Annotated in this window: 17 protein-coding genes; 7 read left to right on the top strand and 10 right to left on the bottom strand. The window is 66.5% G+C overall.

What is annotated here, in order from left to right:
• Window positions 1-51: 51 nt before the first annotated feature.
• Both ACO1BU_RS11860 and ACO1BU_RS11855 read left to right on the top strand, forming a co-directional pair.
• A complete protein-coding gene (locus ACO1BU_RS11860; protein ID WP_424136157.1) occupies window positions 52-1,014 on the top strand; it encodes a LysR family transcriptional regulator in 963 nt (320 codons plus the stop codon).
• Window positions 1,015-1,052: 38 nt separating this feature from the next.
• Window positions 1,053-1,208, top strand: a complete 156-nt coding sequence (locus ACO1BU_RS11855; RefSeq protein WP_424136156.1) for a hypothetical protein — start codon at window positions 1,053-1,055, stop codon at window positions 1,206-1,208.
• A gap of 145 nt (window positions 1,209-1,353) precedes the next feature.
• Here the strand turns inward: ACO1BU_RS11855 and ACO1BU_RS11850 are convergent, their stop codons facing one another.
• From ACO1BU_RS11850 to ACO1BU_RS11830, 5 genes are all read right to left on the bottom strand, one after another.
• Entirely contained in the window at window positions 1,354-2,799 is a 1,446-nt protein-coding gene (locus ACO1BU_RS11850) for a sensor histidine kinase (RefSeq protein WP_424136155.1), read from the bottom strand.
• A gap of 25 nt (window positions 2,800-2,824) precedes the next feature.
• Window positions 2,825-3,991, bottom strand: a complete 1,167-nt coding sequence (locus tag ACO1BU_RS11845) for an acyl-CoA dehydrogenase family protein (RefSeq protein ID WP_424136154.1) — start codon at window positions 3,989-3,991, stop codon at window positions 2,825-2,827.
• A 504-nt stretch (window positions 3,992-4,495) separates the two neighbouring features.
• Window positions 4,496-4,909, bottom strand: coding sequence for a hypothetical protein (locus ACO1BU_RS11840; protein ID WP_424136153.1), 414 nt, complete (start codon window positions 4,907-4,909; stop codon window positions 4,496-4,498).
• 121 nt (window positions 4,910-5,030) lie between these two features.
• The gene (locus ACO1BU_RS11835) at window positions 5,031-7,340 is read right to left on the bottom strand and encodes a xanthine dehydrogenase family protein molybdopterin-binding subunit (protein WP_424136152.1); all 2,310 of its coding nucleotides are present in this window, start codon (window positions 7,338-7,340) and stop codon (window positions 5,031-5,033) included.
• The gene (locus ACO1BU_RS11830) at window positions 7,337-7,801 is read right to left on the bottom strand and encodes a (2Fe-2S)-binding protein (RefSeq protein ID WP_424136151.1); all 465 of its coding nucleotides are present in this window, start codon (window positions 7,799-7,801) and stop codon (window positions 7,337-7,339) included. Before ACO1BU_RS11830 ends, ACO1BU_RS11835 begins: the two co-directional genes overlap by 4 nt.
• Window positions 7,802-8,240: 439 nt before the next feature.
• On the opposite strand from ACO1BU_RS11830, the gene ACO1BU_RS11825 reads away from it, so the two are divergent.
• Complete coding sequence (locus tag ACO1BU_RS11825) at window positions 8,241-8,936, top strand: polysaccharide deacetylase family protein (protein WP_424136150.1); 696 nt, start codon at window positions 8,241-8,243, stop codon at window positions 8,934-8,936.
• Window positions 8,933-9,892 carry a glycosyltransferase family 2 protein gene (locus tag ACO1BU_RS11820; RefSeq protein WP_424136149.1) on the top strand — a complete coding sequence of 320 codons (960 nt, stop codon included), beginning with the start codon at window positions 8,933-8,935 and terminating at the stop codon, window positions 9,890-9,892. The genes ACO1BU_RS11825 and ACO1BU_RS11820 overlap by 4 nt, the downstream gene beginning before the upstream one ends.
• Before the next feature lie 157 nt (window positions 9,893-10,049).
• Here the strand turns inward: ACO1BU_RS11820 and ACO1BU_RS11815 are convergent, their stop codons facing one another.
• The 5 genes from ACO1BU_RS11815 to ACO1BU_RS11795 form a co-directional block, all read right to left on the bottom strand.
• The gene (locus tag ACO1BU_RS11815; protein ID WP_424136148.1) at window positions 10,050-11,309 is read right to left on the bottom strand and encodes a lipopolysaccharide biosynthesis protein; all 1,260 of its coding nucleotides are present in this window, start codon (window positions 11,307-11,309) and stop codon (window positions 10,050-10,052) included.
• A gap of 3 nt (window positions 11,310-11,312) precedes the next feature.
• Entirely contained in the window at window positions 11,313-12,506 is a 1,194-nt protein-coding gene (locus tag ACO1BU_RS11810; protein WP_424136147.1) for an endo-1,4-beta-xylanase, read from the bottom strand.
• The gene (locus tag ACO1BU_RS11805; protein WP_424136146.1) at window positions 12,503-13,693 is read right to left on the bottom strand and encodes an ATP-grasp domain-containing protein; all 1,191 of its coding nucleotides are present in this window, start codon (window positions 13,691-13,693) and stop codon (window positions 12,503-12,505) included. Before ACO1BU_RS11805 ends, ACO1BU_RS11810 begins: the two co-directional genes overlap by 4 nt.
• 5 nt (window positions 13,694-13,698) lie before the next feature.
• The gene (locus ACO1BU_RS11800) at window positions 13,699-14,628 is read right to left on the bottom strand and encodes a glycosyltransferase family 2 protein (protein WP_424136145.1); all 930 of its coding nucleotides are present in this window, start codon (window positions 14,626-14,628) and stop codon (window positions 13,699-13,701) included.
• Window positions 14,629-14,740: 112 nt separating this feature from the next.
• On the bottom strand, window positions 14,741-15,424 hold the full coding sequence (locus ACO1BU_RS11795; protein WP_424136277.1) for a WecB/TagA/CpsF family glycosyltransferase: 684 nt from the start codon (window positions 15,422-15,424) through the stop codon (window positions 14,741-14,743).
• Between the two features lie 364 nt (window positions 15,425-15,788).
• Between ACO1BU_RS11795 and ACO1BU_RS11790 the strand changes: the two genes are divergently transcribed.
• From ACO1BU_RS11790 to ACO1BU_RS11780, 3 genes are all read left to right on the top strand, one after another.
• Entirely contained in the window at window positions 15,789-17,969 is a 2,181-nt protein-coding gene (locus tag ACO1BU_RS11790) for a GumC family protein (RefSeq protein ID WP_424136144.1), read from the top strand.
• 1 nt (window position 17,970) lies between these two features.
• Window positions 17,971-18,693 carry a polysaccharide biosynthesis/export family protein gene (locus tag ACO1BU_RS11785; protein WP_424136143.1) on the top strand — a complete coding sequence of 241 codons (723 nt, stop codon included), beginning with the start codon at window positions 17,971-17,973 and terminating at the stop codon, window positions 18,691-18,693.
• 116 nt (window positions 18,694-18,809) lie between these two features.
• Window positions 18,810-20,204, top strand: coding sequence for an exopolysaccharide biosynthesis polyprenyl glycosylphosphotransferase (locus ACO1BU_RS11780; protein WP_424136142.1), 1,395 nt, complete (start codon window positions 18,810-18,812; stop codon window positions 20,202-20,204).

Below are 20,204 nucleotides of genomic sequence, written 5' to 3'. Positions count from 1 at the left end.
TACCGCCGCAGCCGATGCGGCGGCTGCGATTACCAGCTATAGCGGCATGCTATGGACCAGACCCGGCTTCGATCCCTCCTGGCCATCGCCGAGCACGGCACCTTCAGCCGCGCCGCGTCCGCGCTCGGCCTGGCCCAGCCGAGCCTGTCCCGTCAGATCGCGCTGCTGGAGCAGGAACTTGGCCGCCCGCTGCTCTACCGCCACGGGCGCGGCGCGCGACTGACGGCGGATGGGCAAAGGCTTGTCGAAGCGGCGCGCCCTCTCCTCGCCGCGATCGCTAGCCTTCCCGCCCTGCTCGACGACGATGTCCCGCGCGGCCGGGTGGTGCTGGGCGTACCGACCTTCATGTCCGTGCACCTGGCGGAGTCCATCTTCGGATCGCTGCGCCGAACCTACCCGCATCTGCAAATTCGCCTGGTGGACGGCTTCAGCGGCTTCGTAAACCAGTGGCTGACAGAGGGGCGGCTGGACCTGGCCATCCTCTATGACAGCCGCCGCAGCCGCACCATCTCTGCGGAGTTGCTCGCCGAGGAGGAGTTGCTGCTTTTCGCCCGCAGCCGGCATGCAGGCGACATCCCGGCGCAGGGTCCCGTTCCCGTATCACGGCTGAGCAGGCTCGACCTAATCCTGCCGGATCGGCAGCATGGGCTCCGCCGTGCGTTGCATGCTGCCGGCGCGCGCCCGGACCTCACGCGGCTCCTGGAGGTGGACAGCCTCGCGGGCATCAGAGCCCTGGTTGAACGTGGCATTGCCTGGAGTGTTCTTCCGCGGGCAGGTCTGACCCGGGAGTTGAAGGACCGCCGCTACGTGCTGCGTCCGATCGGCGACCCGCCGCTCCGGGCCAAGCTGATGGTCGCCCTGAGTCCCATGCGGCCAGTCACACCGGCCCTGCGAGCCGTCCTGGCTCATCTTCATGCGACCGTGGCATCCCTCCAGGAACAAACCATCATGAGTCGGCCTGTGGAAATGGCCAAGGCTGGTGCGCAGGACCCAGCAATCCGGGGTAGAGGCTGACCTACTTGGCTGAATCCGTGGCGACCGGAGCTGCTGCCATGGCTGGCCTGTTCTGGCTGACGAAGGCGCCGATTCGGCGGATTGCGCCCTACTTTCCGCTTTGTCACAGGGTGCGCCGGACCGACGACCAGCGGGTGGTCAACGGCATCATCCACGTCATGAATTTTCGGCGGGCTCGCCGGCGGGGCGGGTGAACTGGATCGGCTGATGATCGATGCCACCACCCTCAAAGCACACCGCATGGCTGCCAGTTGGCAACGATGGGGATGGCACGTACCGGTGCGCCGAGCCTACCGGCTCGTCCTCCAGCACGAGCAAGCGCTAGCAGGCAAGCGTTGGTCAGCCCTTCACTCGTGGCAGCGGCGCGTCGATCGTACAGACCAACCCCATCCTTCGGAACTCCAGATGTGCGCTGCCGCGCAGCTCCACAGCCAGTCCACGCTCGAGCATGCGCGTTCCGAAGCCCCGGCGGGTGGGGGGCTCGACAGGTGGGCCGCCGGTCTCGGCCCAACGCAGTCGTAGCCGCGCGTCATCTCCACGGCCGTCCACGCTCCATCGCACCTCGACGGCGCCGGCGGCACTCGACAGTGCGCCATATTTGATCGCGTTCGTGCACAGCTCATGCGCCGCCATTGCGACCGCGACCGCCGTCTGCGGCTCAACAAGAATATGGGGACCCTCGAGCGTGACCCGGCTGACATCGGCGCCGGCAGTTGCTGCGACAGAGCTCCTAATGATGTCCCCGAGCGACGCAGGCTCCCAGCTCTGCCCGGTCAGCAGGCTGTGGGCAGCTGCGAGCGCAGCGAGCCGCGCCTCGAATGTCGCTCGTCCCGTGGCTGGGTCGACGCCGCTGCGGAATGATTGGTGCGCGAGCCCCTGCACGATCGCGAGCGTGTTCCTCACGCGGTGGTTGAGCTCGTTGATGAGAAGCTGCTGGTGCAGCGCAGCGCGTTTGCGCTCGCTGACGTCGCGCGCGGTGATCGAGATGCTCGCCACACTACCCGTTTCATCGACCACCGGTGCGAGCGATAGGTCGAGAAAGGACTGGCCACCCTCGCGCGCCTCGATGCCTACCTCGACACTCGCCAGCGTTTCGCCGAGCGATGCCCGTTCGAGCAATTCCTGGAGGGTTGCCCGTTCCGTTACAGGAAATAGATCCAGCACCGAGCCTGCATGCGCGAGGTCGAGTGCCGAGCCGAACATGTGAGACGCCGCGTCATTATACGCGACGACTCCGCCATCCCCGCGGACGGCGATGAAGCCGTCCGGCGATTGGGTGAGAACGGTCGCGAGATAGCGTTCCGAAAGCGCCATCTGTGACCGTCGGAGTTGAGCGGGGGCGGTCTTGCCGGCTGCGAGCTGCTGGTTGATTCGTCCGAGAACGAGCGCTGTGGCGGTGCGCTCGCGCGAGGCCCGCGCAGCATCGCTGAGCAGCGCCGCCAGACTTGCCGGCGCGGAAGCCGCATCAGCCGTCCAGGAGGACGCAAGTCGCGGGACGAATGGAAGGCTCGTCCGGAACCGCTCGAGCCGCTCCGAAGGCAGCACGAAAACGATCTGTGACCGCGGGCTCGTGGCCCGCACCTCGCGCGCTAAGGGCAGGGGGCTTGCCACGGACGGCCCCAGGACTACCACATCCGGTGCCGCAGATACGATTCCCTCCGGCTGGACCTCGCCCCGCTCGTTTACCTCGTGGATTTCAACTTCGAATGCTTCAGCCAGGGATTTGAGCAGGGCGAAAAGGCCGTCGAATTCCTGCCGGAAGCCAACAAGAACCACGCGGGACACGTGGGAAGTGTCCATCCTGGAGAGCCTAAAGCAGCGGTAGGTTGAGAAGAGAACGGCCAAGCCAGGTTTTTATCAGCTGCGTGCTCGGTGCCATGACATGCGCGGCCTGGGCATCGCGCATCAGACGCGCGATCACGCTGTTCTGCCCGTATCCGCGTCCGCCGCTGAGAATCATCGCCTGCTGCGTCACGAACGCGGCCATTTCCGCCACGTCGGCCTTAGAGGCGAAGAGCGCCAGCGCTGTCTGCGGGTCGCCCAGATCGCCCATCCGGGCTGCCTCGTAGATCAGCTGGCGCGTTCGTTGAACCGCAATCCACATGTCGGCAACCTGCTGGGACAGCACGGGTACTTCGCTCAGCGACTCACCGGTATGCTCGTGCCTGCGGTCCTTGAGCTGCGCGATTGTCGCGTCGAGCGCAGCCCGTGCGATGCCGAGATAGACTCCGGACATCGCGATGATGAAATAGGGTGCGACAACCTCAAAGACGTACCAGATCTCGTCGCCCTCGGCGCCAAGCATGTTCCGGCGAGGAATGCGCGCCTCCTCGAGGCGCACGGAGCGCGAGCTGTTGCCGCGCATGCCGAAGCCATTCCAGTCATGCTGCCAACGGAGACCTGGCGTCGACGCTTCGACTGCAAAGCAGGTGAAGGTGCCTGGATCGAGCTCCTCGCCGGGCGGAACGGCAGACATGACATAGGAGTCGGCCCAGCCGCCACTTGTAACGAAGCTCTTCTGGCCGTCGAGAATGACGTTCTCCGCCTCGGCACGGAACTGGGTGCGAGGAAGGAAGAAGTGAACGCCGGTGCCCGGCTCGCTGAGCGCCAGGGATGTGATGTGGCGACCCTCGGCGATCGGGCGGAGGAACCGCTCCTCGTGATCCGCAGTGGCTTTGGAGGCGAGTACCTTTGCGGCGACGCTATGCATGCCGAAGCACATCGCCGTCGAGCTGCAATGACGGCCCAATTCCTCGGTGACCGTCGCTAGCGCCAGCAGCCCCTGCTCGTGTCCACCGAAGCGTTCCGGAATGTGAAGACCCATCAGCCCGGCTTCGGCGAGCGCGCGCATACCGCGCTCGGGCCAGCGGCCGGCTTGGTCGACCTCATCGGCATCGGCAGCTAACACGGAGGTGCCGATTTCGGCGGCGAGCGCACGGAACCGCTCGGGGCCCCCCCCGTAATCCTGCACGAACATGAGGTGACCTTGTGGCTGTAGGCGATGGACAAGCCGTGACGGGTAGTATCCTCTATGCCTGCCCTAGCGACACGGTGCAACCGTGAGGTCTGCTATGCGCGCGGCCTGGCGGATGCCGAGCTCGGCTTTCGCCCCCGGGGTCCCGATCGCGGCAGGCTCGCCGGGGGACGACGGCATCTCCGGCGCGACTACAGCGTCGGTCACATCGGTGCGGATGCCTGTCGAGCCCGGCACGACGATCGCGATGAACCGCGCGGCGCGAGGCGTTTCGGACCGCGCCCGCATTCTGCTGCAGGACGGTGCGACGCCGATCCGGTGCCGCGGCACTCTTCATGCTCGCACTTCGAATCGAGTGGCCGCCAAACCGCGCCGGTTCGGCCGCATTGGAGCGCGTGGTGGCGCTGACACGGGTAGCGCTTGAATGGGGCGAAAGAGGCGGACTCCTTTCTCCGCCTTGACTGAGTCGCCGCCGAGTCGCGCGGCCGCCCGGAATACGGGCGGTGCTCAGCGCCCAGCAGTGGACCGATGCTCGGCCTCTGTCACTGCTTCCATGCAGCCCGACGCGTTTCCCTGCTGGTCGAGTGTCCGCGCCCGGTTCAGCGCCGCCCTGGCTTCGGCCATCCCGGTGCCGCCGCCGCCTTGCTCTGCTGTTTGGCGGGTTGCCTGTGCCTCTCGCGCCGGGTTTTGGAAGGGGACGGTTGGCTCATTGCGGGTGCCGGGCTGAGATGCCTGTCCTTCCCGCGCCGCGGCGACCCCCTGGCCGCCCGATGAGGCAGCGGCCGCGCCCGCCGTGCCCTCATCCAAGCGGCGTTCCAGGGCGGCAATTCGGTCGCCGCAGGGCGAGGCGGCAGCCGGAAGGGCTGCAAGGGCCAGAACACCAAACGCGGCCGCTGTGGCGGGCAGGAAGCGAGAGATCATGGACTGGTGGCTTTCGGCTGCCGCACGGTCACGGGTGCCCCGGACCGCGTCAGGATGGTTTCAGCAGGAAGCGCTCAGGGCGCCGAGCCGGGGGCTGCGGCCCGGCGCCCCGGCCTGGTCGTTAGGCGTTGATCTGGTCGCGGATTGGTAGCCGCCGGATGCGCTTGCCCGTGGCCGCGAAGATCGCGTTGGCGATGGCCGGCGCCACAGGTGGCAAGCCCGGCTCGCCGACCCCACCGAGGGGCCGGTCGTAGCTGGCCCCGGTCAGGATGTGCACTCGGATTTCCCGCGGTGAGGTGGCGATGCGCGTCAACTCGTAGGCGTCAAAGTTGCTCTGCTCCGCCCGGCCGTTCTTGAAGGAGATTTCAGCCGAGGTGGCGAGGCCGTGGCCCATCACGACCGCGCCCTCCATCTGGGCGCGGACGCGTTCCGGGTTCACCACCGGGCCGCAATCCACCGCGATATCCACCCGCGGAACGGAGAAGGCGCCACCTTCGCCCACCTCCACTTCGGCCGCGACGGCGACGTAGGTTACGAAACTGTAGTGGCCGGCAATCCCCAGGCCGTGCCCGCGCGGCATCTGCCGGCCCCAGCCGATGCCCTCGGCCGCCGTCTCCACCACCCGGCGCAGGCGGCCAGTGTCGATCGGATAGAGCTTCGGGTCCTCGCCGTGATTCCAGGCATCGCCAAGGTCAACCGGATCAATCACCCGTGCGGGGCCGATCAGCTCCAGCAGGTAGTCCTTCGGATCGCGCCCCGCGGCATGCGCCAGCTCGGCCACGAAGGACTGGATAGCGAAGGCATGCGGGATGTTGGACACGGAGCGGTACCAGCCCACGCGCACATGCGCCGCCGCCTCCGGGTTCTCCATGCGAATGTTCGGCACGGCGAAGGGCGTGTTGACGAAGCCCATGCCGAGTTCCAGCGGCAGCTCGTGTTTCGGGTCCGGCGCGAATAGCGCGCCGATTGTGGGCGCCGCGCTGCGGTGCAGCCAGCTGACCGGCTTGCCAGAGGCGTCGAGACCGGCCTCCAGCCGCTCCATTGAGACAGTGCCGTAGTATCCGTTGCTCAGGTCGTCCTCACGGGTCCAGGTAACCTTAACCGGTGCGCCGCCCATCTCCTTGCTGCACAGCCCGGCCTCGATCACGTAGTCGGGCTTGGACTTACGCCCGAAGCCGCCGCCGAGGAGAGTGACGTGCACCGTCACCGCTTCCATGGGCAGGCCGAGGCGCTGCGCCAGGCGGGCGCGCGCCACCTGCGGCGCCTGGGTGCAGGCCCAGGCCTCGCAGCGCCCGCCCTCGATGCGAACCAGAGCGGCTGGCGGCTCCATCGGCGTCTGCGCCAAGTGGGGGATGTAGTACTCCGCTTCCACCCGCTTAGCCGCGCCGGCCATGGCACGGTCCACATCGCCCTCGTTGCGCACCACCTTGGCCGGACGGCGCACTGAGGCCTCCAGCCCCTGGCGGTAGGTATCGGATGAGTAGACGGCGTTCGGCCCGTCCTCCCATGTGATCTTCAACGCGTCTCGGCCCCGCATCGCGGCCCAGGTATTGCGGGCGATTACGGCAACGCCGCCGAGCGGCTGAAACTCGGAGGGGAGGGAGGGTGGGTCGATTCGCACCACCCTCACCACGCCGGGCACCTTCAGCGCCTCTGCTTCGTCCAGGCTCGCCACCTTACCGCCATAGACCGGCGGCCGCGCCACCACGGCGTAGAACATCCCCTCCACCCGCGCATCGATGCCGTAAATGGCACGCCCTGTGGAGATGTCGTGATTGTCCACCAAGCCGGTACCCTCACGGCCGATGTATCGGAACGTGGAGGGATCCTTCAGCCGGACCGCATCGCGTGGCGCCGGCAGCTCGGAGGCCGCCCGGGCTAGCTCTCCATAGCCTAGGCTACGCCCGCTGGATGCGTGGGTCACGACGTGGTTGGCGGCGGTCACCTCCCCGACAGGCACACCCCAGCGTGCAGCAGCTGCCTGCTCCAGCATCACGCGCGCCCCAGCGCCAGCGCGGCGAAGCGGCATGAAGAAGTGACGCAGGCTGCGCGAGCCGTCGGTATCCTGGTTGCCGTACCGTTCCTCGTCGCCATCTGCCTGGACGACGCGCACCTTGTCCCAGTTCGCTCCCAGTTCGTCCGCAACAACCATGGCGATGGAGGTGCGTACGCCCTGTCCCATCTCCTGCCGGTGGCAGGTAATGGTGACGATGCCGTCCTCGGCGATCGCGACGAAAAGCTTCGGGTCGTCGCGAGAGCCGTTCGGCATTCCGTCGGCACCGAACTTCTTCTCGCCTTGTCCCTGCGCCGCGGAGCGGTGTGGCAGCCCTACAGCCAGTACCAGGGCGCCCGCGCCTAACCCGGCGACCAAGCCGCGGCGGCTGACATTGAGCAGAGTGCTGCCCTCATGGCCATTGTCACGGGAACTCATAGCCGGCCTCCCTTGCTGGCGGCCTGCTTGATGGCAGCCCGGATGCGCGGGTAGGTGCCGCAACGGCAAAGATTGCCGTTCATCGCAGTGTCAATATCGGCGTCGGAGGGGTTGGGCGTGTCCCGAAGCAGCGAGGCTGCCTGCATGATCTGGCCTGTCTGGCAGTACCCGCACTGGGCCACGTTCAAATCGCGCCAGGCCACCTGGACCGGATGGTTGCCGTCGGGTGACAGGCCCTCAATGGTGGTGACCTTGCGGCCATCGGCCAGCGATACGGGCGTCTGGCAGGCCAGTGCTGGTGCCCCGTCCAGGTGCACGGTGCAGGCGCCGCACTGGGCAATGCCGCAGCCAAACTTGGTGCCGGTCAGCCCAAGCTCGTCGCGCAAGTACCAGAGCAGCGGCATATCGGGATCGCCGTCGAAGCGGCGCTCCGTGCCGTTCACGATGAGGGCCGTTACCATGGCCGCCTCCCTTTTTGTGCAGTGGACGCCCGCGGGCAACAATAAGTCAAGAAAAGTGTCGGGTTGGCACATGTCGGCCGAACCTTCCGGCTTGGTTGTTCCAACGTCCGTCCTCTTACCCAAGCCAATGCTCAGCGACGCTCGGTCGGTCACACTCTGGTGACCGCAGTCTGCCAAGTCGTCCGTGGGACGTGGGCGCCATCTATGCCTCGGTCGGGGGGAGGGACGGCCTACTGCTATTCACAATCGGCGCGCCAGCTCGGGGCGACGGCACTGAAGGCGAGGATGGACCGACCCCAAACTGTACTTTATAGCGGCTGAAGGGGCGCTATGTGGGGCCGGTGATTGAGTGCGGTGGTTTGATATCGGGGGCTCAATCGGCGTTCACGCTGGGCGGCTCTGCACTGACCTTTCCCCCGCCCAGCCTTGTGATCTCACGATGGGGTCGCCTGTTGTTAGCTTCACTTTCGACAATGCTTCTCAGGGCGCACTGGCCTATGGGGGAGCAATTCTCGAACGCTATGGAACTCACGGGACCTATTACCTGTCGGCCGATGCTAATGGAGCCGCCTCCACGTATAAGCTGGATGCGGCGACGCTCCGCGGCATTCACGCGAGCGGTCACGAGGTCGGATGTCACGTCGCCGCGGTTCGGAACCTGGGAGCACAGATCGACCGCAATCTCGCCGAGATCCAGTCGGTTCTGCCCAATGTCGGAGTTGAGCATTTTGCCTACCCACCCGGCCGTGTGACACGAGAGAGCAGACGCCTGGTCGCCGCCCGCTTTCGGACCGGCCGGAGCCTCCATCCAGGTATCAACCGCGGGCGAGTTGATAGCGCCGCGCTCCTTGCAAACAAGCTCTGCGGACCGGCGGAGATTTATCGGCAGGCAATCGTTCTGATCCACGACGTCGCAAGCCGAGGCGGGTGGCTCATCTTTTCTACCCAGGATGTGTCACATTCGCCCGGCGCCAGCGGCGCCCATGCGCTCGCGTTCGAGCATGTGGTGCGTGTTGCTGCCGACGCTGGTTGCTTGCTGCAGCCGATCGGCGTGGCGGCACGTTCGCTCGTAGCACGCCCAGGAAGCACTCACCCATCCAGGGACGGCTTCCCGAAAGGGAGGACACCGGAATGAGGGCACCCGACGCACCCGAGGTTAGCGTCATCGTCCCGACCTTCCGTCGCCCCCAGTTGTTGCGACGTGCCCTTGAAGCTCTTGAAGCACAGACCTTGTGGGAGTGGTCGAGCGGCGAGGTAGTCGTCGTAGACAACTGCCCTGGGAAGTCGGCGCAGCAAACCGTCGCAGCGCTGCCCAGTGGCCGTGTTCCCGTCCACTACGTCGCTGAGCCGCGTCCTGGCATCTCCCATGCGCGGAACAAGGGCCTGGAGGTGGCTCGTGGGCGGATGATCGCCTTTGTCGATGACGATAACCTGATCACTGAGACATCGCTGAGCGCGCTGCGGACTGCTCTTGAAGAAACCGGCTGCTCCGCGGCTTTCGGACGGATTGTCGGCCTTCCCGAAACCGCATGCCCGCCAGAGTGCCTCTACTTCATCGGGCCCTACTCGCGTGAACTCGGGGAGGTGCGGCGCGACATCACCGACGAGCGCGCCTATCTTGGTGCCTGCCTTTCACTTTTCCGCCGGCCCGTGCTGGCCGAGCGTAGCATGCCCTTCGATCCGGCGCTCGGGCTGATCGGAGGGGAGGATTCGGCGCTCCTGCAGGAGCTTGCCGAGGAAGGCCACCGCTTTGTTTTCGAACCGGCGGCCGTCGGTTTCGAGCTCGTTCCTCCAGCACGCCTGAACCGCGGCTCCATGCAGCGGCGGCGGTTCCGTAGTGGGCAGATCCGCGCAGCGAATGCGGGCAGCGGCATGCGGCGGGCCGTTTGGATAGGCGTTGGCATCCTCCAGGTGGTCCTGCACGCGCCGGCCGCAGGACTGAGCAGTCTGCTCGGGCTGCGGCAACGGGCCGAAACGCACCGGGGGCAGGCATGGGGCGGCCTTGGCAAGCTCTTGTGGCACCGAAAGAAGCCGCCCTTCTATGGAGGAGACGTTCCGCCAGCGGAGGCTGGCGGCCCGGCCTCGTCCTAGATAGCCAGAGAGTCTTCTGCCGGATCCGGCTGATTTCGAAGCCGGTTGCCCGCATGTGCCTGTGTGCTCTCTCTGGCCAGAGTCGCGCTCAGTATGGTCCGGTTGAAGGCGGTAAGAAGCGGCACGCGGCGCGAAAGGGCTCGGGCTGTCAGCAATGCTATGGTGAGCGCGGCAGCGCCGCCCAGGCGAGTGCCGCGGTGATCCCCATCACGATAACCCGCGCGATCGCTGCCCCTTCTAGCCCAGCGGCGGTGACGCCTATCCAGCAGAACAGGACGTTGAGGGCGAGCGTGACGCAAACCACGGCCACACGGAGGCGCTGCCGCCCTGTCGCGCTCAGTGCATCGGCCCAGATGACATAGAGGCCCGAGAAGAACGGGAAGGCTGCGGCGAGGCGGACAATGAGCGGCAGCTCGTCATATCGGGCGCCGAAGATGAGGGGTAAAAGCCCCGCGAATAAGACGAGCCCGAGTGCGCCCGCAGCCCCGATTCCGGCAGCGACCGGGATGAGGCGGTTTGCATAGCTGACACAGGATCTCGGGCTATCCGCTGCCAGCCGGAACATGCGGCCGACATTGGCCGAGGCGAGGGCACGCACGGGCATGTTGATGGTTTCAACGATCCGATAGGCAGCGGCATATTCGCCCGCAGCCTCGGCCCCGACCATTTCCAGCACAATAGGCTTGTCCAGGTCACGGGCCGAGGCCTGAAGCGTGCTTTCGGCCGCGAAGGCCAGTCCATCGCCTGCATACCCGCCCATCCAGCGGAAAATGGGGGCGCCGTGGTCCCGGATCACGAGCGTGAGGCACAGGAGGGCCGCAGCCGCCGAGGAGCCGGCGTACCACCACGCCCAGCCTGGTAGCGTCAGTTCCCCAGGCATGGCCGCGGCGAGGGCGATGGCCAGCAGCCGGCACAGGCCAATCGTGATGATCACCGCCGATTGTCGGGCCGCTTGGCTGGTTCCCATGAAGACGGAAACGCCAAGATTCGCGTAGCGGCCCAGCAGGAGATCGGAGGCCAGGACGAGGAAGAGCGGAAGGGAGCCGATCCGTCCGACCTCCAGCAATGGCAGCACAAGCATGCCGAGAAGCAGGATCGCGGCACCCGTGACGGTGATGATAATGAGGCAGTGCCCAAGCCAGGGGCGCAGCGCTGCCGGATCGCGCGACACCGCGCGAATCAGGAGTTGATCACAGCCCCAGCCGGCGAAGCAGGATGCGGCGATGGTGAGGGCCGTGAGGCTGGCAAAGATGCCGTACCCGTCTGGCCCCAGGCTCCGGACGGCCAGCACCAGCCAGCCGATCTGGGTCAGCAGTTGCAAGGCGTAGCCGCCGAAGATCAGGGCCGTGTCGCGCGCAACGAGGCGTGCAGTGCCGGTATCGAGCAGCGCAGCGATGCGCGCACGGAGATTCTGCATGGGTCAGCCTGGGCGCGGCGTGTCACGCAGAGCGTCACGAATGGCGTACCAATCGGGCTTGCGGCGCAGGTCCCGGTCATAGGCATTGGTGCGGGCCGGCAATCCGTCCCGGCGCCTGACGAAACGGCTGTCGTCCTGCCATCCGTGCCGGTCTGAAAGGCCCCAGAGCACCAGCGCGTCTACGGCGCGCTCCTGAAGTACAACCCGAAGGAAGTCGCGGTACATCGCCGCATTCTCCGCGTCCCGTGCTGCCGGTTCTGCGGGAAGAAGGTGGTCCACCATGTCGAGTTCGGTGATCTCGACCTTGAGGCCGAGTGAGGCCACGTCGCGGATGAAGCGCTGCAGTACCTCCGGGTTCAGTCGCGCGGAGCGCGGGGTGAGGTGGGCTTGCATACCGAGCGCGTGGACTGGAGCTCGGCGTCGAACGAGACCGTTGAGCAGTTCGAGCATCGCGCGACGGCGGAAACCCTGCTCGCGGGAGTCGAGTTCAAGGTCATAGTCGTTCACCACCAGCCGCGCGGAGGGATCGGCCTCGGCAGCCATTTCCAGGGCCATCGCGATGTAGTCCGGCCCGAGCGCGCGGAGGAAGGGCGAGGCGCGTAGGCCATCCGGGCGGCGGTGCCATTCGAAAATTGGCTCATTGACCACATCCCAACTGCTGATCCGCCCAGCATAGCGTCCAGCGACGGTGCGGATGTGCAGCGACAGCAGCCGGCGCATTTCGGAAGCACCAGCATTCGGGTCGAACCAGCGCGGCAGTGCCTCGTGCCACAGGAAGGCGTGACCGCGAATTTTGCCGAATCCCTCCCGCGCGGAGAGATCGAAGAGGTAATCGGCGTCCCGGAAGTCGAAGCCATCTGGCCTGGGGCGCAGCTTGTCCCATTTCAACTCGAGGCCCGGAACCAAGAATGCCGCGTCCGCACGAAGCAGCGTTAGCAGAGCCGGCGCGTCCTCCAACTGCCAGCGTGCAACCATGCAGCCGAGGTTCAGGCCTCGTGCCCGGGCATGCACGAGCAGCCCGTCCTCCTGCGCAGTGCCTTTTTGGGCAGCGAAAAGCGGGGGTAGGGCGCTGAGCAGCGCGCGGCGGGTGATTTCGCGGCGCTTCTGCCCCGAGGCGGCTGGGGAAGGTTGCAGGTCGCCTGAGCCGGAACTGGCACACGAGCCGGCCCGACCGGATCCAAGAATTGGGAGCCTCATGCGCTGCGGAGCCGCTGGAGGCGGTCGCGGACCTGCTCCATCCGTTCGCTGGTGGCTAGGTCCGCCAGGGTCGCACGGAGCAGCGGCGGATCGTCCCAGGGAACGTCGTGCCAGCCTTGGAGATAGTGGCTGTTCCTGTCCCGCTTCCACTCGACCGGAAACAGCGCGACCGTGTCGCCGGGAACAGGCAGCCGGACCTCTGGAGCATCTCCGCCCATGGCGCCCAGCAACGCCGCCGTGAGCCCAAGCTCATCACTGCGCGCGAGATGGCAGGTCGGTGTGGCGCGCGGATTCATCTCGAGCATAAGGGCCCCCCCGTCCGGGGTCACCATAAAGTCGAAGCCGTGGAAGCCTGAAAGGCCCAGTCTTCCCACGAAAGCCTCCGCCGTGGCGGCCATCGCTGGGTTGTCCACGACCCGCACGACGGCGGCAGGGCCGCTCGCGCCGGCTGTTTCCAGGGCGATAACCGAAAGACCCGCAAGCACGCGCCCCCTTTCGCAGACGACCGCGCGATTTGCCGGCACTCCAGGGACGAACTCCTGCAAATGCGGGACGCAGGGGCGCCATGCGCGGCGCGCCACGAAGGCGCGGACGCTTCTCTCCCGCACCGAGCGCATGGCCGCGGCGAGCAGGGACTGAGGTGCGGTGAGGCGGTCCCAGGCGGGCCCGGCAGCCGCGGCGTCCCGCAGCACGGTAACGCCCTCACCACCCCAGTTGCCGTCGACCTTCAGCACGCGCGGAAGTGGCCCGGCCGCCATTGCGGCGTCGAGCGCCGCCCTATTGGGCAGATGCAAGGTGGGCGGGACCGGAAGTCCCATCTCTGCCGCAAGAGCCATCTGGGCGCCCTTGGACAGCGCCACCGGATAGCTGGTGGGGTCACCGAGCGATGCCTCCACTGTGGCGCGCATCGCGGGATCGGCATGCAGCGCGACGATCAGCGCCGTCGAGACGTCGTCTGTCGGGATGAGCCGGTCCGGGCGCGCCGCCTGGATCGCCCCGGAGACATCCTTGAGGAGACGCCAGGGACGTAGCCGGTGCCATATCTCGGGCGCCGCGCTGCGGCCGAGATAGGCGCGGGGCGGTGAGGCGCCCTCAACATGGAAGCCAGCGCGCCGCAACGCCATGCAGAGGCGGGCCGGGAAGGGCCAGGGCTGGGTCGAGATGACGAGGAGGCGGGGGGCGGCCATGCGGGTCAGGTCCGGTCGGCGGGGCGCTGGCCCCAGAACAGCTTGCCGGCGACCTCCGCAACCTTCAGTCGGCGCATCTCCGCCTTCGCGGCGCCGCCCAGCCGGCTGAAACCCCAAAGGCCTGTGACCAGAACGAGCTGTAACGTGGCACGAAGAGCGAGCGACACTACTCCGACCATGCGATTCCGCGCGTGGCGCACGGTAATCCGCCCATAAAGCTGACCGGCGCGGAAGGAGCGGTTTCTGCGATAGGCTGTGGTCAGCCGCGCCGCCGGAATGACCTCCTTCACCGGAGCCTCGCCGCACCAGACGAAGCGTCGCCCTGCCGCGTGCAGCCGGACGAAGAAGTCGTAATCCTCCCCGCCGGAGCGGCCGAGGGCGGGATCAAAGGGCTGTTCCGCCCCAAAGCAACTCGCGGCGCGGAGGAGGCAGTTGCCCGTTCCTATCCAGAGGCCGCTGAGCCGGGGGTCATGGTCCAGCCCCACGGGACTGCCGGTCGGGAGGGCGATGTCGCGCGTCAGGCCGCGTCCTGTGGGGTCCCAGCTTGGCGCGCCTCCCGGGAAAATGGGCAGCACCGCGCCGAACACCACGTCAGCCCCCGTTGTCTCCCCGGTCGCGACGAGGGCGGAGAGCCAGCCCGGCTCCGCCACCTGGTCATCGTCCAGAAAGGCGAGCCATTCGGCGCCGCAGGCCGCGGCCGCCGCGTTGCGGGCGACGGAGATGTTCGGCTCAGAAACGGAGAGGTAGCGCAGAGGCAGGCCGGGGCACGCTGCTTCTGCGAGGACGGCATCCCGCGCATTGGCGTCGCGCGAGTTGTCCACCACGAGGACCTCGGCCGAAGCGCCCGCCGGCAGCACCTGCGCCCGCACGCTCCGCAGCGCGTCGAGCAGCATGGCGGGGCGGTTATAGGTTGGAATTGCGACGAGCGCCTTCATTTGTCTTCCGGGATCAGAGGCAGGTTTGCGGGCGCCCCGCACCGGTGCGCTGCGTGTTGGGCGGAGCCGGCCGGCCGGAATAGCAAGTCGGGCCGCAGCGACGGGACCGTCGTCAGCGGGGTGGCGGCAGCCGGTGCATGAGACGAAGCAGCCGCGGTGCCTCGAGCAGGTAGCGGCGCCACAGCCTGCGGGGCTCGCTTACCAGCCGGTGCAGCCATTCAAGATGCGCCTGCTGGACCCACCGGGGTGCACGGCGCTTTACCCCGACCACGAATTCGGCCGCTGCGCCGACGCATAGGCCAACACCGGTCGCCCGGCCGGTCGCTGCTATCCGTGCGGCCAACACTTCCTGCCGCGGTGAGCCGATGCAGAGCAGGACGAAGCGTGCTGGGTGATTCAGCACGAAGTCGACGCAGGCCTCCACCGCTGCGGGGTCGTTCATGAAGCCCATCGGCGGTTCATGATGCGCCAGGGCCGAAAGGCTGAAGCGTCTCCGGAGGCGCTCGGCGACCTCCGGTCCTCCCCCGATCAAGGTGACTGGCGTGTCAGGGCGAATGACCCTCTCGAACAACGCCTGGAGAAGATCCGACCCTGGCACCACGACCAGATCATAGCCTCGGCGGGCCGCTAGGGACCGGAGAACCCGGCTGTCACAGAGTGAGAGCCACGCGGCCTCGTAGATTGGCAATAGTTCATCCTGCCCGGAGCCTTGCAGGCGAAGAAGGTGGTCCGCGTTGGGCGTGACAACATAAGCAAAGGGCTGCTCGGGTGGGCGCGCGTTGAGCAGAGACAACACTTGTTCAGGGCCGATCATGTCAAAACGAACACGGAAAAGGCGCTGCGCGGGGACCGGGCCCCGGGCCCTGGACTGATCATCTGCCCGCTCAGCGAGCATGGCAGGCATGCCTCCGAGGTGGCCGGATAAATGGCACGCGTCCGGCATAGGCGGTTCGAACAATCTCTCTTGCGGTGAGGCAATGTCTCACTTTATACGTGTCATGCCTCAGAGGCACAACCATAGCCTGTAAGATTGCTTCTACGAACGGGGCGATAAGAGGCGCAGTCTAGTTAGCGGATAAGGGCGTGGCGGGGAGAGGTGATCGGGCCGGTCGAATGATCGCACCTCGCATACCGCGACGGCGCCGGGCACCGATCCTTACGTGAGCAACGCTGAAGCCCTTTCGTCCGGTGTGCCCGCTCTGCTTCATCGCGATGGAGCAGTGGAGGACGCGCTGGCGACTTACATGCCTCCGCGCGGCACAGGGCCTTTCCTGACCCTCTCCGACCTGCTCGTCACCCTGGTGCTGCGCTGGTTCTGGGTCGGGTTGGCCTTCGCCCTGCCGGTAATCCTGGCCTTGGTGCTCGCCCTCACCATGCCCGTGCGGTACACCGCGGAAACGGTTCTGATGGTACTTGTCAGCCGAGAAAATGCCGGAGCGACCGATCTGACGGGCTTCGGCCCGAATGTCGTCTCTGTCGAGATCCTCAAGGCGGTGCGCGCGGAGATCGAGATTCTCCAGAGCGAGGAGGTGCTGCGTCGCGCAGTGGCCCGCGTTGGGGTAGAGCGTCTCTTTCCTGATATGCGCGAACAAACCGGGCCCGGGACCGCGGCCGATCGCGCGGAGTATCGGCTTGCCTCAGCTGTGGAGGGATTGCGCCGAGCCCTCCAGTCCGATGCGGACACCACAAGCAACGTCCTACGGGTCCGCCTGACCTTGCCGGACCGGGAGGCGGCCCTGGCAGCGTCACGCGCCTTGTTGGACGCCTATTTGGCGCGCCGGGCCGAACTGTTCACGGAAGGCAACTCGCACCTTCTCCTCGCCGAGCTCGACCGCTACCGCGAGAAGCTGCGGCAGTTGGACTCCGCGATTGGTGAGGTGAAGGCCCGGACCGGCATTGTGGATATCACTTCGGAGCTGCAGCTCGCCTCCAGCCGGCTGGACGCAGCGACGCGCCGCGAGGATCAGCTCCGTGAGCACGGGGTGCAGACCGAGGCTCAGCTTCGCTCCGCCGAGGCTCGGCTGGCCGCTCAACCGACCCGCGTCTACGCTTCCTCCGAGGCAACAAACGTCAACAATGGCGACGAGGCCCGCAACACCCTCACGCGTCTGCTTCAGGAACGGGAGCGGATGGCGGCGCAATACGCGCCGGGCTGGCCTGGCCTGGCCGATCTCGACCAGCGGATCGCCGCCGCGCGCTCCGCGATCCGCGACACTGCACGCAACATGTTCCAGACAACGCGTGAGACCCGCAATCCGGTGCTGGACCAACTCGCCGCGCGTGTCGTGACGTTGCATGTAGAGAACGACGCAATCCAGCGGCAGCTTGCAGAGGTGCGGCGCCAGCGGCAGGCCGCGGAGGCGCGCGGCACGGAACTGGTGCAGGCGGATGCCGAACTTCGCGACCTCGGGCGCCAGCGCGAGGGAATGGAGACCGTGGTTCGGCAACTCATCACGCGGGAAGCCGGAGTGCGGATCGAGGAGGACAGCCGCCGCCAGCGCAGCCCGAGCATCAACATCGTCCAGTCCCCGACGGCGCCGCTGCGGGGAACGAGCAGGCGCCGGCTCTTGGCAGCGGGCGGGCTGGTCGCGGGCATGGGACTGGCTGCGGCGACGCTCCTTCTTCTCGCTCTCACGCGGCGCAGCTTTGCGACGCCGGCCGAGGCGGAGCGGGGCGTCGGGCTGCCGGCGCTGGCGAGCTTTGGCTCGCTCAAGTCGGCCGCCCAGGAGCTGAGGCGGATGCCGGAAGTTGCGGACTTCGTCGCCATGCTGCTGGACGTCCGAGTCTCCGGCAAGCGTCCGTGCCTTGTGCAACTTGTCTCCGCGGGCGAGGAGGACGGGCGAGAGGAGCTGGGACGCAGCATCGCCCTGGAATATGCCCGGCGGATCGGAACGGATACGCTGCTGATCGACCTCCAGACCGATGGCCGGGCACAGCTCGCTGCTCTGGGTTCACAGCCCATGGAGGTGGAACGGATTCCCGGGCACCTGCTGGTGTTCAACACGGTCGTACCGAACCTTTGGATCTCCTTTGACGCGCAGAACTCCAGCCTTATGGATCCTACGGTCACCCTGGAAGGAACGCGCGACCTGCTGGAACAGCTGCGGCGCGCCTTCGACGCGGTCGTGGTGATCGGCCCGGATAACAACGAGAGCTATGCCATGCGTCGCCTGACCTCGCTAATGGACGCGAACGTGATCGTTGTACGGGGTGAGCGCACGGAGGGGGCGCGGGCGCGGACGTTGCGCGACTGGATCCTTGACTGCGGCGGGACCTTGCTGGGTTTCGTCTTCACTGGCCGGCGACAAATTCTTCCGCCGGCGCTCGCCCGGATAGCCTGACATGCGGTCCGTTGCTGCCCTTCTTCTGATTATCCTGGCCGCCTGCACGACGCAGGAACTGCGGCCCGTGCCGAACGAGCCGCAAGGCTTCGCGACTTGGACCGAGACGGTTCCGGACTACCGCTTCGGCGCGGGGGACCGCGTACGCGTGCAGTTTCTCCTCACGCCCGAGATGAATGAGACCGCGCTGATCGCGCCGGACGGCGCCATTTCAACCCGCGCCAGCGGCCGCGTGCTGGCTGCTGGTCTGACGCCTTTGGAACTGGAGGCGTCGGTCACCCGCGCTTCGCACCGCGTTCTGAACAACCCCATCGTCACTGTGTCGCTGGAGGAGGCCGGGGGGGCCACAGTGCTCGTGGGCGGCGCTGTCCGCCAGCCCGGCGCGGTGCCCCTGCGCGGCCCTTCCGGTACGTTGGAGGCGATCATCAGGGCTGGTGGCTTCGAGCCGGATGCTCGCATGGACGAGGTGGTGCTGATCCGCCGCGGCCCGAGTAACCGCCCGATGCTGCGGACCTTGGATGTGCGCGGTTTCATCCAGACTGCCTCCGTCCGGCCAAATCCATCCAACGCCGATGTCCCACTCTATCCCGGGGACATCGTCTACGTACCGCGCAGCCGGATCGGCGAGGTAAATCAGTGGATTGACCAGTACGTCAATCGCCTCGTTCCATTCCAGCGAAGCTTCTCCTACGCGGTAAACCCCAGCTCGACGGTGCCCTTCTGATGAGTTCCTCCGCGGCGCCTGTCCCCCCTCCACCGATTGCGGAGGTGGGCGCGGCAGCGCTTCAGAGCCGTGAACAAGCATCGCCCGTCACACTCGTTCGCTGGACCCACGGGCTCGTGAATCGGATTGTAGCGGCGGGTGACGTCCTCTCGCTCGTGCTGCCGGCGCTGCTTCTCGTCCTGGTTCCTGAACTTTTTCCGTCGCCCCTGACTTGGCAGCAGGTCGCCGTCGTCACCGCTGTCCAGGTCTGGGCTTTCCTCTCTGTCATGCGAGGCATGGAGGCTTATCGCGTCGAGTACTATCACACCTTCTGGCTGCAGCACGGGCAGCTGATCGCGGGCTTTGCCGTCGCGTCATTTGTCGCACTGCTTACCTTGCAAGCCTGTGTCTCGGCCGTTCAAACGACAGAGCGCTGGTTCCTGGTCTGGCAGGGGCTGCAACTCGCCCTTCTGATTCTCATTCGCCAATTCCAGGCGGTGCACGTGCTGATCGTGAACCGCAGGCGCATCCTGCAGCGCAGGGTCGTCATCATCGGCGCCAATGAGGTTGCCAGCCGGATCGTACGGGAACTGAAGCAGGCGGACCGCCGCGCGCAGTTCGATGTTGTGGCCGTGTTCCGGACCGAAAGCGACGATCCCACGGTCACCCAGGTGGCGGAACAGCCAGTGCTAGGTGATCTCGATATGCTCACCGCTTTCGCGCAGGATCACGGGATCGACCTGATCGTTCTCGCGAAGCCCTGGGCGCAGGCTCGGGAGATGTTTCGCCTGGTTCCACGGATCGAGTGGATCGCGGCCGACGTGGTCATCCCTTTCGACAGCGAGGATTTGCGGCCGAGCCTTGCGCGACTGATGCCGCTTGGGCCGCTCTCCACTCTCCAGGTCGCGTCACGGCCCTTCAAGGGGACCCAGGGTCTGCTGAAGTTGCTGGAGGACTATGTTGTTGCCAGTGCCGCCCTGATCCTGCTCAGCCCACTGATGCTGCTGATTGCGCTGCTTATCAAGCTGGACAGCCCGGGTCCGGTCATCTTCCTTCAGCCTCGGACCGGTTTCAGCCAGAAGCAGTTCTGGATTTGGAAGTTCCGGACGATGACTGTCGACCCGACGGACGACGGTTCTGTCGGAACCCAGAGCCGCCACGACCGGCGCATAACGCGGGTGGGTGGTATCCTTAGGCGCCTGAGCCTCGATGAGCTGCCCCAGCTAATCAATGTGCTGCGGGGCGAGATGTCGATCGTTGGACCCCGGCCCTATGTTTCGAATATGCTGGTGGGGCAGGACCGCTTCTCCGAACTGGTACGGCGCTACGCCGTGCGACACCGGATCAAGCCAGGGCTGACGGGTTGGGCCCAGGCAAACGGCCTGCGCAGTGCTGCCTTGCGGGATCCTGACAACGCACGCCGCAGCATCGAGATGGACCTGTGGTACATTACCCACTGGTCGCTCGGGCTGGATATAAGGATCATGCTGCAGACGGTCGCAACAGGCCTTTCTGGTCGGAACGTCTACTAG

This window comes from Roseomonas chloroacetimidivorans, assembly GCF_049629625.1.
Classification (GTDB): Bacteria; Pseudomonadota; Alphaproteobacteria; order Acetobacterales; family Acetobacteraceae; genus Roseomonas; species Roseomonas chloroacetimidivorans.
This window is presented reverse-complemented; position numbering and strand designations above follow the sequence as displayed.